The sequence below is a fragment of the Curtobacterium sp. NPDC090223 genome (genome assembly GCF_044746585.1).
Lineage (GTDB): Bacteria > Actinomycetota > Actinomycetes > Actinomycetales > Microbacteriaceae > Curtobacterium.
In genome coordinates this window covers 280,404-292,964 of record NZ_JBIVCN010000001.1, presented here as the reverse complement: position 1 = coordinate 292,964, position 12,561 = coordinate 280,404, and the positions used below count along the sequence as shown (strand labels likewise).

Sequence of the window (12,561 nt, the reverse complement as noted above, 5' to 3'; positions counted from 1 at the left end):
CACACCCGAGCGCGGCCGGTCCTGGTTCAGGGCCGGTCGCGTTCCGTGTGCCGGGTGTACAGCAGGAACGCGATGTGCCCGAGGAGCGCGATCCCGAAGAACACGAGCGCGACCGCCCACACCCGGGCGAGGGTGCGGTCGCCGACGACGAGCAGCACGATGCACGTGACGACCGCCGCGGAGAGCACGCCGACCTGGATCGTGGACCAGGTGGTCCGCCACTTCGGCTGCTGGGGTTGTCCGCTCACGGGAGACCATCCTGCCGTACCACCCGTGGCGTTCGGTGCGAGCGGCCTGCGGGTCGCGAGCCGAGCACCGGGACGACCGCACCGACGGCCACGACGACCGCCGCGAGCACGAACGCGACGGCGTACCCGGACACGTCGACGACGGCACCCGCGGCCGCCGCACCGACGGCCTGTCCGAGGACGAGGGTGACGAACAGCATCGAAGTCCCGGACGGCGCGTGCGCCGGGTCGAGGTCGCTCGTCCAGGCGATCAGGGCCCCGGTCCCCGCGGTGTAGCCCCATCCGAAGACCAGGCAGGCGACGAGGGCCACCGGCAGCACGGACGGCGCGAGCCCGAGCGCGACCGTGCCGATCGCGACCGCCAGCACCGTGATCGTCCAGGCACTCCGGGGCGAGCGTGCGTCGGTCCAGCGCCCGGTCGCTGTCACGGCGGCACCGCCGAGGCCGAGAGCGACCCACGCCAGGACCGAGGCGTCCCGGTCCGCGCCGCTCGCGACGAGCACCGCACGGCCGGAGTTCCACGTCGCGGCCGAGCCCGCCCCGAGCAGGAGCGCGCCGGCGAGCAGCGCGCCGTGTCGCCGCCACCAGGACCGCGACGGCAGCGCCACGCGCTGCTCGTCGGCGTCGGCGTGCCCGCCCGGCGCGTGGTCCGCCCACAGCACCGCCGCCCCGGCCGCGAACGCGCACACCGCGCTGATCACCCACGCAGCACGCCAGTCCGGCAGCAGCAGGAGCGCGAGCACCCCGGCCACGACGAGTCCCGGCCCGGTCCCCGCGTTCACGATCGTCTGCGTCCGCGCGACGGCACCGCTCCGCACGTTCCGGGCGACGAGGCGCACGAGCGCGGGCGAGGCGAGCCCGGCACCCGCGGACGCGAGCACCGCCGCGGCCCCGAACACGGCGCTGGTCCCGCTCGCAGCCACACCGGCCGACCCGGTGCCCGCCGTGGCCGCAGCGAGCACCACGAGCGAGCGCGGGTACCGCGACGCCAGCAGGAAGCCGACCACGGCGCCGAGGCAGTAGAGCACCGAGGCGCCGGCGGAGATCCACCCGGCCCCCGTCGCGCCGAGGTGCAGCTCCGCCTGCACGTCCGGCAGCACCAGGCCGTAGGCCAGGCGGACGAGGCCGTAGGTCACGGCGATGAGCGCGGTCCCCGAAACAGAGAACAAAAACGGTCGTTTCACTTTTCGGAGTCTAGGGTGCTGGCATGGCCATGCGTTCAGGAACGGAGCAGAAGCTGCTCGACGCCGCGGAGGAGCTCTTCTTCGCCCACGGCATCGCGGCGACCTCCGTGGACCAGGTCCTCGAGCGCGCCGGGGTCTCCTCGGCGACGCTCTACCGCGGGTACGCCAGCAAGGAGTCGCTCGTCGCGGCGACCCTCGCGCGCCGGCACCGGGACTGGGACGACACCTGGACGGCCGCGGTCGAGCGCCGGAGCGACCCGCGTGACCGCCTGCTGGCCGTCTTCGACGCGCTGGACGCCTTCCGCGCCCGCTCCGACGCGTCCCGGTGGTGCGCGTTCCTCGGGACCGCGTCCGAGTACGCGCACGCGCCCGCCGAGATCCGCGCGGTGCTCGACACCGAGTCGTCCGGGCTGCGGACACGGCTCACCGCACTGGCCGAGCCGGTCGTCGGCCGGCGCGCGGCGGACGTCGGCGAGCAACTGACGCTCGTCGTGTCCGGCACGCTCGCGATGCGGCTCCGCGACCCGGGGTACGACACGGCGGTCGCCCGCCGCGTCGCCACGGCGGTCATCGACGCCGCCTGACCCGCGACGCTCAGGGGTGGCGGGTGCCCTCGCCCGCGAGGACCGCGCGGTACCCCTCGCGGTACGTCGGGTACGTGAACGTGAAACCCGTCGACCGCAGCACGTCGTTCGACTGTCGCACCCCACCACCCGACCCGGGCTCCGGCACGACCTCGAGCGACACCCCGAGGGACGCGGCGAGGAACCGGTGCACCTCCCCGAGCCGGACGGGTTCGTCGTCGGTGCCGATCACGAACGGCGGCAGGTCGTCCAGTGCCGCCAGGTGCACGAGCGCGGCCGCGGCGTCGTCGCGGTGGATCCGGTTCGTCATCCGCGCGCCGTCGGAGACGACCCCCGTGCGCACCTGGTCGACGAGTCGCGTACGGCCGGGTCCGTAGATGCCGGACATCCGCACGACGGCCGCGTCCGTCACCCGGGACCGCAGCAGCGCCTCCGCCTCGAGCAGCACGTCGCCGGTGGCCGTCCCGCCGGTCGCCGAGGTGGACGAGACGAGCAGGACCCGCGGCGACGCCCCGGACGCGTCGACGCCGTCGAGCACGTTCCGGAGCCCGTCGACGTAGGTCGCCCGGTACTCGTCGACGTCCCTGGACCCGGCAGCGAGCGCCACGACCAGCACCGCGGTGTCCGCGTCGATCGTCGGGACGGCACGCCGGAGGTCGGCGGCACGGCCCTCGATCGGCGCCGGCACGAGTCCGGCACGAGTCCGCAACCCGACCACCCGCTGTCCCGATGCCGCGAACCGGAGTCCGGTCTCGATGCCGAGGTCGCCACAGCCCGCGATCGTCACAGTCACGCACCCGACCCTACGGCCGCGCCGCTGCTACCGTGACCGCATGGACATCGGGGGACGTCGGGTGCGCTGGGGTGTGGGTCTGCTGGTCGCCGGCGTGGTCGTGCAGGTCCTGCTGGTCGGGCTGCGCTTCTTCCCGGTCGTCGGCTTCGTGTTCGTCCTCGCCGGGGTGACCCCGGTCGTCGCCACGCTCGGAGCCGTGGCGTCCGCGCTCGGCGGCGCTCTCCGCTGGCGCGATCCGCGCGCCGTGGTGCTCGCCGTGGTCGTCACCGCAGACCTGCTCACCTCGTCGGTCACGCGGATGTGGTTCCCCTTCACCGTGTTCACCGTGGTGGTCCAGGCCCTCGTGGCCGTGGTCCTCTTCGCCTGGGCGCTCACGGTGGTCGGCAAGGAGACCGGCGGGCTGCGGAGCGCGGGGGCCGTCGTCGTCGTCGCCACGGCAGCGTGGGAGATCGGCCCGTTCTTCCTCTTCCCACTGCGACCGACGGGCGTCGCCCTGATGACCATGACCTGGACGGACGCGGTCCCCGCGGTGGCCGAGGCGGTGGCGTTCGGCGCAGCGGCGTGGATCGTCGCCGTGTCAGCGCGGCAGCGTCTCCCGCACCAGGTCCGCGACGAGGTCGGGCTGCTCGAGTCCCGGTAGGTGCGCCACGCCGGGGAGCACCCGGGCGGGACCCTGGCCGAGCCGCCGCGCGATCTCCGCGTAGAACGGCAGGTCGGCGGGGATGTCGAGGTCGCCCCACGTGCAGGTCACCGGCACCGTCACCTCGCCGAGGCGGGTCCAGGCCTCGATGCCGTCGTCCCCGGCGGAGTCGGGCGCGTCGACCTCGAGGATCCGCCGGTTCATGTCCGCGAACAGCGTCCTCGCCGGCCCACCCACACGCCCCTCGGGCGCCGCGGGGCCGTCCAGCCAGAGGTGCGCGAGCGCGGCGATCCGCGCGTCGACGTCGGCGGAGGGGTCCTCGGCCCGGTCCAGCAACGGCTCGGTCGCGGGGTCGAGCTCCCAGTCGAACGGCGTGTCCTCGTCGGTCATGCCGGACACCCCGGCGCCGATGAGCAGCAGCCCGGAGACGCGCTCGGGCAGGAGCAATGCGGCATCGAGTGCGAGCGCGCCGCCCATCGAGTTCCCGACCAGGAACACCCGGTCGAGTCCGAGCGCGTCGAGGACCGCGAGCAGGTCTCCGGCGTGCGTGAACGAGGCCGGGTCGGCGGCCGCGGACGTCTCGCCGAACCCGCGACGGTCGTACGCGACGAGGTCGAGGTCGTCGGCGTCGAGGAGCGCCGCGACGGCGTCCCAGGACCGGCGGTCGGCCACGCCGGCGTGCAGGAACACGACGGCCGGGCCGCCGCCGTGGCGTCGGGTCACCGCGATCGCGGTGCCATCGGGTGTGGTGACGGTCTGCTGCGCTGCATCCATGGCCCTGAACCTAGCCATCGACCGGACGGGAGGCACGGGTCGGGCCCGACCCGGGCCTCCAGACCGCCATCACCCGCTCGCTCGCTCTTAGACGCTCCTCCGGATGCTGCCGGGTCACTGCCCGTCCCCGTTCGTAGCGTCGGCCATCCGCCGACCGTCCGAACCGGGAGTCCAGATGTTCCTCGCGTACCTCCGACGAGAACTCGTCAACAGGAAGAAGCAGAGCGTCGTGATCGCGCTGGGCATGGCCCTGGCGATCGCGCTCGTCATCGTCGTCAGCGGGTTCTCCGCCGGCGTCGCGAAGGCCCAGTCCACCGCACTCGAGTCCGTCTACGGCGTGGGGACCGACATCACCGTCACCCAGACGGCATCTGCCGGCTCCGGCGGCCCCCAGCAGTTCGACTTCGGATCCGGTGACGGGTCGACCGACGACACCAGCGGCGACACGAGCGTGGCGAAGAGCACGCTCTCGGCCGCGATGGGCTCCGCGACGTACAGCTCGAGTGCGCTGACCGAGGTCGAGGCGATCGACGGGGTCAGCGCGGCGACCGCGACGCTGTCACTGCAGAACAGTTCGTTCTCCGGGTCGATCGGCGCGGCGCCGACGTCCGGCTCGACGGCAGTGCCTTCCTCGGGCTCGACCGCGGCGCCGTCGACGTCCGACTCCGGGTCCGGGTCCGGTACCGGCGCCAGCTCGTTCAGCCTCGACTCCTTCACCGTGACCGGTGTCTCCCCCGGGGCGACGACGGTCGGACCGATGTCCTCGACCGAACTCTCGAGCGGCCGGTACCTGACGGCGAGCGACGACGGCAAGGACGTGGTCGTGCTCGACAGCACCTACGCGACCGGCGCCGACCTCGGCGTGGGTGACACGCTCGACATCGGCGGCACCACGTTCAGCGTCGTCGGCATCGTGGCGTCGACCTCGTCGGACTCCGCCACCGCGACCGACACCTACATCCCGCTCGACACCGCCCAGGCGCTCTCCGGGCTGACCGGGAAGATCAGCGACATCTCGGTCGCCGCGACCTCGGCGTCCGACGTCAGCACCGTCAAGGCCGCCATCGAGAAGGCCCTGCCGAAGGCGACGGTCTCCACGCAGGCCGACCTCGCGTCGAGCATCTCCGGATCGCTGGGGACGGTGTCGAACCTGCTGTCGAACCTCGGCACCTGGCTGTCCCTGCTCGTACTCGCCGCGGCGTTCGCGATCGCGATCCTGTTCACCGTGTCGGGCGTGACCCGACGGACGCGAGAGTTCGGGACGCTGAAGGCGATCGGCTGGTCGAACGGCCGGATCGTCCGGCAGGTCGCCGGGGAGTCGATGGTGACCGGGCTCATCGGCGGCGCGATCGGTGCGGCGGTGGGGATCGTCGGGATCATCGTCGTCAACGTCATCGCCCCGACGCTCTCCACCGGCTCCACCACGGCCGGCGGCGGTGCCGGCGGGCCGGGCGCAGCGGCCTCGTCCAGCGTGGCGAGCGACATCGTCCTGCAGATCCCGGTCACAGCGGGGATCGTCCTCGTCGCCGTGGGCCTGTCCGTCCTCGGCGGCCTGCTCGCCGGTGCCTTCGGCGGATGGCGCGCATCCCGGCTGCGTCCGGCGGCGGCCCTGCGGAGCGTCGCGTGAGCACACCCCGCGCCCGATCGGGCCAAGGTGGTGGGATGACCGACGCCGCGTCCACCAGTCCCACACCCTACGACCGGCGGATCGGTCGCCGGGACCTCACGGAGTGGCGCAGCCGCGCCGGCAGGCGATTGGCATCACGGCACCAGGGCGTCGCGCAGCGGATCGGTGCGCGACGTGCCCTCGTCGCGACCCTCGCCGTCGGTGGCGCGATCGCCGTCGCCGCGACCGCCGGTGCGGCGTACATCTACGACGGCGTGACGGGCAAGGACGGCATCGCGAGCCTCGACCGCCCCGTGCTCGAGCGCGCCAAGCGACTCCGCTCCCCCGCGGTCGACGGTGCCGCCGCGGGCATCGCGCACGTGTTCGGGCCGATCGCGATGCCGGCGCTGACGATCGGCTCGGCGATCGCGTTCGCGGTCCGGGACCGTCGGGCGAGCCCGGTCGTGCTGCTCGTCGCCGCGGGCGCCGGATCGCTCGCGATGACGATCGTCGGGAAGGACCTCATCAAGCGCAACCGGCCGCACCGCCGCGACGCGATCCCGCCGTTCGAGCGGTCACCGTCGTTCCCGTCCGGGCACACCCTGAACGCGACCACGATCCTCGGCGTCCTCGCCTACCTGCTGGCGCTCCGGCAGCGGGACGACGGCCCGCAGGCAGCGATCATCGGCGGCGCAGCGGGGACGGCCGTCACGGTCGGACTCTCCCGGGTGCTGCTCGGCGCGCACTGGTTCACCGACGTCGCGGTGGGCTGGGTCACCGGCGCCGGCTGGCTCTCCCTGGTCATCACGAGTCACCGTCTGTACCTCAGCACGAAGGACGACGACGTGTGAGCCGCTAGCGTCGTCAGGGGACGCGTGCCGTCAGGCGTGCGGGAGGCGGAGGAACACATGGCCGGGACGTCGGTCGTCATCGTCGGTGGCGGCGCGAGCGCGGTGTACGTCGCGGTCGCGCTCGAGGAGCGGGCGGCCGCGCGCGGTGCCGACGGCCCCACGGTCACCGTGGTCGCCGATGAGCCGACGATCGGTCGGGGCGTGGCGTACGGGCGCGCCGAGGGACACCACCGGCTGAACAGCCCGGCGGGCAAGATGAGCGTCAGCGCCGTCGACGACACGCACTTCCTGCGCTGGGCCGCCGAGCACGGGAGGCAGGTCGAGCCGGGCGACTTCGTCGAGCGGCGGTTCTTCGGCGACTACCTGGAGGGCGTCTGGGCAGGACTCGTCGCCCGGTCCGACGGACGCGTGCGTGCCGTCGAGGGCGACGCCGTCGACCTCCGTGTGGACGACGGCGGGGCCGTGGTGACCCTCGCGGACCGCACCACCGTCGAAGCCGACGTCGCCGTCCTGGCGGTCGGCAACCCGCCGCCCGCCACCTGGACCACCGGTGCTGCGGTGCAGATCGACGACCCCTGGGAGCCGGGCGCGATCGCCGGGATCGCGGCAGGGGCCTCCGTCCTGCTGATCGGCACCGGACTCACGATGGTCGACGTCGCCACGTCGCTCGCCCGTCGCGACGAGGGCATCCGCACGACCGCCACGAGCCGACACCTGCTGGTGCCGGCCGTGCACCTCGACTCCCCCGCCGCGCCGGGTCCCGGGCTCCCGCCGGACACGCGCTCCCTCGGGTCGCTCGCATCGGCCCTCCGCGCGCAACTCGACGCCGCGGATGCCGCCGGCGCCCCGTGGCAGCCGGTGATCGACGGGATGCGCCCGCGGCTCATGGACCACTGGCTCGGGCTCGGCGAGCCGGAACGGCGGCGGTTCCTGTCGCACTTCGCGCGGCGGTGGGACGTGCACCGCCACCGGATGGCGCCGTCGGTGCACGCCGAGCTCACCGCGCTCGTCGACGCCGGCACGCTGCGGTACGAGCGCGACGCCGACCCGGCCGCGTACGACGTCGTCGTGTTCTGCACCGGGCCGGCCGCGGTCACGACGCCGGGGTGGAGTCCGGTCGTGGACTCGCTCCTGGCCGCCGGGCGGATCGTGCCCGAGCCGGTCGGGCTCGGGCCCGACGCCGACGAGACGGGGGCCCTGCGTGACGTACACGGTGTGGCCGACGGGCGGCTGCTCGGGATCGGCCACGCGCTCCGCGGGGCGCTGTGGGAGACGACGGCGATCGGCGAGATCCGGATCCTCGCGCAGCGGGTGGCGGACCGGGCGCTCGACCGGACCGTGGTGGCCTGAGGCGCCGCGTCGGGTAGCCGGACGAATGCGACACCGGGTACACGATTGCGCCGCGCATTCGTGTACGGGCTGTCGCACTCGTCGGAGTCCATCGGCCCCGGTCGCCGACGCCGCGGCCGACGCGTCAGGCGAGTCGCCGGAGCACCTCCGCCGCGAGTGCCGTCCGCTCGACCATCGCGTCGAGGTCGACCCACTCGTGCCGGGCGTGCGCTCCGTCGCCGACGGCCCCGAGCCCGTCGAGCACGGCCGCGCCGAGCGCCGCCGCGAAGTTCCCGTCGCTCGCGCCGCCGACGCTCGTCTCCGTGACCGTGAGACCCAGCGCGGCCGCCGCGGCCTCGGCCGTCCGGAAGAGCTCCACGTTCCGCGCGGTGCGCTCCATGACGGGCCGGTTCCACCCACCCGTCACGGTGATGGACGCAGCCGGGGCGACGGGCGCGAGTCCCCCGAGCACCTGGTCGATCCGCGCTGCCTCGCCGTCGGACGACACCCGGACGTCGAGGGCAGCCGTCGCCGCACCCGCGCGGACGTTCGGCCGCGTCCCGCCCGCGACGACGCCGACGTTGAGCGACGTCCCGGCTGCGTGGTCAGCGGCCCCGTGCAGGGCGAGGACCACCCGGGCGAGTTCGTCCACGGCGCTGGCTCCGCCCGCGGGGTCCAGGCCGGCGTGCACCTCGACGCCCCGGATGTGCACGTCGAACAGCCCGACGCCCTTCCGCGCGGTCTTCAGCGCGCCGTCCGCACCCGCAGAGGCCTCGAACACGAGCACCGGGCCGGGCGTGCGCCGGACGACGTCCTCGATGACCGGTCGGGAACCCGCGCTGCCGACCTCCTCGTCCCCGTTCAGGACGAGCCGGATGTTCGGTCGTGGCGCTCCAGCGGCGTCCAGGACGGCGACGGCGTGGGCGAACTGCACGAGCCCCGCCTTCATGTCGTAGGCGCCGGGTCCGGTCAGGCGTGATCCGTCGATGCGGACCGGCCACCCCTCGAGGGTCCCGGCCGCCCAGACCGTGTCGTAGTGGCACAGGACCACGACCCAGGAGTCCGTGTCCCGCGGCCCCAGCAGGTCGCCGACCACGACGGGCCCGTGGCGCTCGGGTTCGTGCAGCGTCCGCGCGGCGAACGGTCCGACGGTCTCGGCGAGGAACCGCTCGACGTGTGCCAGGCCGGCACGCAGCAGCGCGAGGTCGTCCGAGGGGGTCTCGGTCTCGACGTACGCCACCAGGTCGTCGATCATCCGTGCTCGTCGCGCAGTCACCGCGTCGAGCAGGGCGCCGGGCGCGATGGTGTCGGTCATCGCGCCGTCTCCACGGCGCGGAGCAGGCCGCGGATCCGCTCCTCGCGCATCGGTGCGCCGTTCTCGACGGCGACGATCTCGGCGACCAGGGCGCTGATGCCGGGCGTCGGGACGCCGAGCCGGTCGCCGGCGTCGACGACCGGTCCGTAGTGCAAGGGGACCTCCGTCTTGCGGTGTCGGACCGCGATGTCCCGCCAGATCCCGGAGCGTGTCTTCGACTGCGTCGCGAGCCATGCCACCAGGCCGTCGAGCGCGGTCGACGTCGTGGTCGGGTCCGCTCCGGGAGCGAACGCCGCCGGCTCGAACGCGTCGAACGGTTCGGGTGCGATGCCCTGCGCCTCGGTGACGGCGAGGACCTCGCGGGCGAGGGAGGCCATCACGTCGCGGTTCCGGTCGATGAGCACGCTCATGTCGTCGTCGGCCAGCGCGGTGGCGGTGAGCATCGCGCCGAACGCCAGCTTCGACCAGAGGAAGCCCGCGACGTTGTCGGTGACCACCGGTGCCCCCCAGAGACGGAGGTCCTCCGCCAGCAGGTGGTTCCGGTCGCTCGTCCCCCCGGCGTACTCGCCGAGCGCCATCGCGCCGAGTCCGCCGTCCTGCACGACACCGGGAGCGACGACGTCGGCGAACAGGTCGACGAACGCGATGACCGTGCGGTCCGCCCCGACGTGCCGGGCGATGGTGGCCTCGTTGAGCCCGTTCTGCAGCGACGCGACCCACCCGTCCGGCGCCAGCCGCGGTGCGATCCAGGCCGAGGCGGCGTCGGTGGCGAGTGCCTTGACGGCGAGGAGCACCGGTCCCAGGGTCGCCGGCGCCTCGGGGTCGTCCAGGTGCCAGATCGGCAGGCGGGCGACGCGTTCCCCGTCCGCCGTCCGGAGCCGGAGTCCGTCCGCACGGATCGCGCTGACGTGCTCGGGGTCGGCGTCGACCAGCTGGACGGGGACGCCGGCGGCGTCGAGGTGCACGGCGAGCGTGCCGCCGATCGCGCCGGCGCCGACGATCGTGTACGGGGTGCGGTCGGTCATGCGGTGACTTCCTCTCGTGTGGTGCTGAGCGGCAGGGTGTGCGCTCCGGTCGACGATCCGCCGTCGACGCGGAGGATCGTCCCGGTCACCCAGCCGGACTGCTCCGGGTCGGCCAGCCAGACGACGGCCTTGGCGATGTCGGACGGTTCGCCCGGTCGCCCGAGCGGGTTCGGTGAGACGGCAGCGGCGTACTCGTCGCTCACCCGGTTCACGTCGCTGTCGACGACGACGAACCCGGGTGCCACGGCGTTCACCCGGATCCCGGCGGCGCCGAGCTCGAGGGCGCTGGCCCGGGTCACCATCTCGAGCGCGGCCTTCGACGTGCTGTACGGGGCGGCGCCGGGGCGGGCACGGAGCGCGGCGCCCGAGGTGATGTTCACGACGGTGGGCGTCCGACCGGCGGCACCGGCGAGCCGGCCGAGCGCGACGGTGGCGAGCAGGGGCGCTCGGACGTTGACGTCCTGCACGGCGTCCCAAGTGGTGGCGTCGAGTTCGAGGAACGGCGTCGCGGGGTAGACCCCGGCGGCGTTCACGAGGACGTCGACCGGTGCCTGCTCCCACGCCGTGGTCACGGCGCGCGTCGGGGCGTCCCGGTCACGGAGGTCCGCCACGATCGTGCCGACGGCCTCCGTGGAGCCGATCGACCCTGCGGCCGCGTCGAGTGCGTCGGCACGGTGGTCGACGAGGGTCAGCCGGTCTCCGAGCGCGGCGAACCGCTGCGCGACGGCGAGGCCGATCCCGCTCGCGGCGCCGGTGACGAGGACGTGTCGCGTCATCGGAGCACCTTCCCCTTCGTCTCGGGCATCGTCAGGTAGACGACCAGGCCGATCGCGGCGGCCACCGCGCAGTAGACCCAGACGAGGTTCCCGAAGCCCGCGCCGCTCATCCACGTGGTGATGTACGGGGCCGTGCCACCGAAGATCGCCACGGCGAGGGCGTAGGGCAGCCCGATGCCGGTCGCCCGGACCTCCGGCGGGAACTGCTCGGCCATGATCACCGCGCAGTTCGCCGAGTACCCGAGCAGGAACAGGATGCCGATGACCTGGATGATGAGCAGCGACCAGAACGTGCCGGTGAGGAACGTGAACGCCGGCCATGCGAACAGCAGGAACCCGCCGGCGAAGATCGACATCGTCGGCTTGCGACCGATCTTGTCCGACAGGATGCCGGCGAACGGCAGCAGGACCAGGAACACGACCATGGCGATGACGTTCGCGATGAGCGCCTGGTTGAGCGGGAGGCCGGTGGTCACGTGCGCGTAGGTCGGCATGTACGAGACCCACATGTAGTAGAGCAGCGTGCCGGCGATCGTGATGCCGAACACCCGCGCGGTCGCTCCGGGGTGGTCACGGAACATCGCGACGACGGCGTTCCGCTTCGGGGCTGCGGACTCCTCGTCCCGCGCACGCTGCGCCGTGAAGGACTCGGTCTCCTGCACCGAGGTCCGCAGCCAGATGCCGACCAGCCCGATGAGCGCGCAGAACACGAAGGCGGCGCGCCAGCCCCACGCGTCCAGGGCCGCCGGGGAGAGCACCGAGGTGATGATCGCGCCGATCCCGGACGCGATCAGGACGCCCGCGCCGACCGAGACCTGCTGCCACGACCCGGCGAAGGCCCGCCGCTTCGGAGCCGCGGACTCGACGAGGAACGCGGAGGAGGACCCGAACTCCCCGCCGGCCGAGAAGCCCTGCACGAGTCGCGCCAGGAGCAGGATGATCGGTGCCGCGATCCCGATCGTCGCGTAGTCCGGCGTGACCCCGATGAGCAGGGACGCAGCGGCCATGAGCCCGATCGTGAGCATCAGCCCCTTCTTGCGACCGTGCCGGTCGGCGTACACGCCGAGCACCGCAGCACCGATCGGACGCATCACGAAGCCGACCGCGAAGACCGCGAGCGTCGCGAGGAGCGCCGCCGCGTCGTTCCCCGGCGGGAAGAAGTGGTGACCGAACACCGAGGAGAAGGTGGTGTAGACGGCCCAGTCGATCCACTCGACGACGTTGCCGATGCCGCCGGCGACGATCGCCTTGCGGCCGCGGGCCGAGAGTCGGGTCTCGTGGACGGCGGTCGGTGCGGCGCCGTCGGCGCCGATGGTCGGGTTGGGTGCTTCTGCTGTCATCGTTGCGTCGACTTCCTGGTGGCGGAGCGGGGGTGCGGAACGGGTGGAGCAGCGGACGGGAGGCTCGGGGCGGGCTGGCACCGGGCCTCCAGGCCG

General features: G+C 73.6%; 13 protein-coding genes. 5 read left to right on the top strand and 8 right to left on the bottom strand.

Going from position 1 to position 12,561, the window contains the following annotated elements:
• Window positions 1-26 precede the first annotated feature (26 nt).
• Window positions 27-248, bottom strand: coding sequence for a hypothetical protein (locus ACIPJY_RS01315; RefSeq protein WP_400460401.1), 222 nt, complete (start codon window positions 246-248; stop codon window positions 27-29).
• Window positions 245-1,432 (bottom strand): MFS transporter, encoded by a 1,188-nt coding sequence (locus ACIPJY_RS01310; RefSeq protein WP_400460403.1) that lies wholly within the window; start codon window positions 1,430-1,432, stop codon window positions 245-247. Before ACIPJY_RS01310 ends, ACIPJY_RS01315 begins: the two co-directional genes overlap by 4 nt.
• A gap of 23 nt (window positions 1,433-1,455) precedes the next feature.
• On the opposite strand from ACIPJY_RS01310, the gene ACIPJY_RS01305 reads away from it, so the two are divergent.
• The gene (locus ACIPJY_RS01305; protein ID WP_400460405.1) at window positions 1,456-2,016 is read left to right on the top strand and encodes a TetR/AcrR family transcriptional regulator; all 561 of its coding nucleotides are present in this window, start codon (window positions 1,456-1,458) and stop codon (window positions 2,014-2,016) included.
• Window positions 2,017-2,026: 10 nt separating this feature from the next.
• Here ACIPJY_RS01305 and ACIPJY_RS01300 read toward each other — a convergent pair whose 3' ends face one another.
• On the bottom strand, window positions 2,027-2,809 hold the full coding sequence (locus ACIPJY_RS01300) for an SDR family NAD(P)-dependent oxidoreductase (protein WP_400460407.1): 783 nt from the start codon (window positions 2,807-2,809) through the stop codon (window positions 2,027-2,029).
• 40 nt (window positions 2,810-2,849) lie between these two features.
• Between ACIPJY_RS01300 and ACIPJY_RS01295 the strand changes: the two genes are divergently transcribed.
• Complete coding sequence (locus tag ACIPJY_RS01295; RefSeq protein ID WP_400460408.1) at window positions 2,850-3,449, top strand: hypothetical protein; 600 nt, start codon at window positions 2,850-2,852, stop codon at window positions 3,447-3,449.
• Here ACIPJY_RS01295 and ACIPJY_RS01290 read toward each other — a convergent pair.
• On the bottom strand, window positions 3,387-4,223 hold the full coding sequence (locus tag ACIPJY_RS01290) for an alpha/beta fold hydrolase (protein ID WP_400460410.1): 837 nt from the start codon (window positions 4,221-4,223) through the stop codon (window positions 3,387-3,389). The two genes, ACIPJY_RS01295 and ACIPJY_RS01290, sit on opposite strands and share 63 nt — an antisense overlap.
• 175 nt (window positions 4,224-4,398) lie before the next feature.
• Here ACIPJY_RS01290 and ACIPJY_RS01285 point away from each other — a divergent pair, with 175 nt between their 5' ends.
• Genes ACIPJY_RS01285 through ACIPJY_RS01275 form a run of 3 tightly spaced genes read left to right on the top strand, consistent with a single transcriptional unit; the run spans window position 4,399 to window position 8,030 of the window.
• Window positions 4,399-5,850, top strand: coding sequence for an ABC transporter permease (locus ACIPJY_RS01285; RefSeq protein WP_400460412.1), 1,452 nt, complete (start codon window positions 4,399-4,401; stop codon window positions 5,848-5,850).
• Between the two features lie 35 nt (window positions 5,851-5,885).
• The gene (locus ACIPJY_RS01280) at window positions 5,886-6,680 is read left to right on the top strand and encodes a phosphatase PAP2 family protein (protein WP_400460413.1); all 795 of its coding nucleotides are present in this window, start codon (window positions 5,886-5,888) and stop codon (window positions 6,678-6,680) included.
• A gap of 57 nt (window positions 6,681-6,737) precedes the next feature.
• On the top strand, window positions 6,738-8,030 hold the full coding sequence (locus ACIPJY_RS01275) for an FAD/NAD(P)-binding protein (protein ID WP_400460415.1): 1,293 nt from the start codon (window positions 6,738-6,740) through the stop codon (window positions 8,028-8,030).
• A 124-nt stretch (window positions 8,031-8,154) separates the two neighbouring features.
• Here the strand turns inward: ACIPJY_RS01275 and ACIPJY_RS01270 are convergent, their stop codons facing one another.
• From ACIPJY_RS01270 to ACIPJY_RS01255, 4 genes are read right to left on the bottom strand one after another with little or no spacing between them, the layout of a single operon-like run.
• Window positions 8,155-9,324, bottom strand: a complete 1,170-nt coding sequence (locus ACIPJY_RS01270) for a M20/M25/M40 family metallo-hydrolase (protein WP_400460416.1) — start codon at window positions 9,322-9,324, stop codon at window positions 8,155-8,157.
• Entirely contained in the window at window positions 9,321-10,349 is a 1,029-nt protein-coding gene (locus ACIPJY_RS01265; protein ID WP_400460418.1) for a ketopantoate reductase family protein, read from the bottom strand. The genes ACIPJY_RS01270 and ACIPJY_RS01265 overlap by 4 nt, the downstream gene beginning before the upstream one ends.
• The gene (locus tag ACIPJY_RS01260; protein WP_400460420.1) at window positions 10,346-11,125 is read right to left on the bottom strand and encodes an SDR family NAD(P)-dependent oxidoreductase; all 780 of its coding nucleotides are present in this window, start codon (window positions 11,123-11,125) and stop codon (window positions 10,346-10,348) included. The genes ACIPJY_RS01265 and ACIPJY_RS01260 overlap by 4 nt, the downstream gene beginning before the upstream one ends.
• The gene (locus ACIPJY_RS01255; protein ID WP_400460422.1) at window positions 11,122-12,465 is read right to left on the bottom strand and encodes an MFS transporter; all 1,344 of its coding nucleotides are present in this window, start codon (window positions 12,463-12,465) and stop codon (window positions 11,122-11,124) included. The genes ACIPJY_RS01260 and ACIPJY_RS01255 overlap by 4 nt, the downstream gene beginning before the upstream one ends.
• Window positions 12,466-12,561 lie beyond the last annotated feature (96 nt).

What these genes read in the sequence shown, in the direction of transcription:
- ACIPJY_RS01270 (WP_400460416.1), bottom strand. Translation starts at nt 9,324, where the DNA reads ATGACCGACACCATCGCGCCCGGCGCCCTGCTCGACGCGGTGACTGCG.
- ACIPJY_RS01285 (WP_400460412.1), top strand. Translation starts at nt 4,399, where the DNA reads ATGTTCCTCGCGTACCTCCGACGAGAACTCGTCAACAGGAAGAAGCAG.
- ACIPJY_RS01275 (WP_400460415.1), top strand. Translation starts at nt 6,738, where the DNA reads ATGGCCGGGACGTCGGTCGTCATCGTCGGTGGCGGCGCGAGCGCGGTG.
- ACIPJY_RS01305 (WP_400460405.1), top strand. Translation starts at nt 1,456, where the DNA reads ATGGCCATGCGTTCAGGAACGGAGCAGAAGCTGCTCGACGCCGCGGAG.
- ACIPJY_RS01260 (WP_400460420.1), bottom strand. Translation starts at nt 11,125, where the DNA reads ATGACGCGACACGTCCTCGTCACCGGCGCCGCGAGCGGGATCGGCCTC.
- ACIPJY_RS01280 (WP_400460413.1), top strand. Translation starts at nt 5,886, where the DNA reads ATGACCGACGCCGCGTCCACCAGTCCCACACCCTACGACCGGCGGATC.
- ACIPJY_RS01290 (WP_400460410.1), bottom strand. Translation starts at nt 4,223, where the DNA reads ATGGATGCAGCGCAGCAGACCGTCACCACACCCGATGGCACCGCGATC.
- ACIPJY_RS01265 (WP_400460418.1), bottom strand. Translation starts at nt 10,349, where the DNA reads ATGACCGACCGCACCCCGTACACGATCGTCGGCGCCGGCGCGATCGGC.
- ACIPJY_RS01295 (WP_400460408.1), top strand. Translation starts at nt 2,850, where the DNA reads ATGGACATCGGGGGACGTCGGGTGCGCTGGGGTGTGGGTCTGCTGGTC.
- ACIPJY_RS01255 (WP_400460422.1), bottom strand. Translation starts at nt 12,465, where the DNA reads ATGACAGCAGAAGCACCCAACCCGACCATCGGCGCCGACGGCGCCGCA.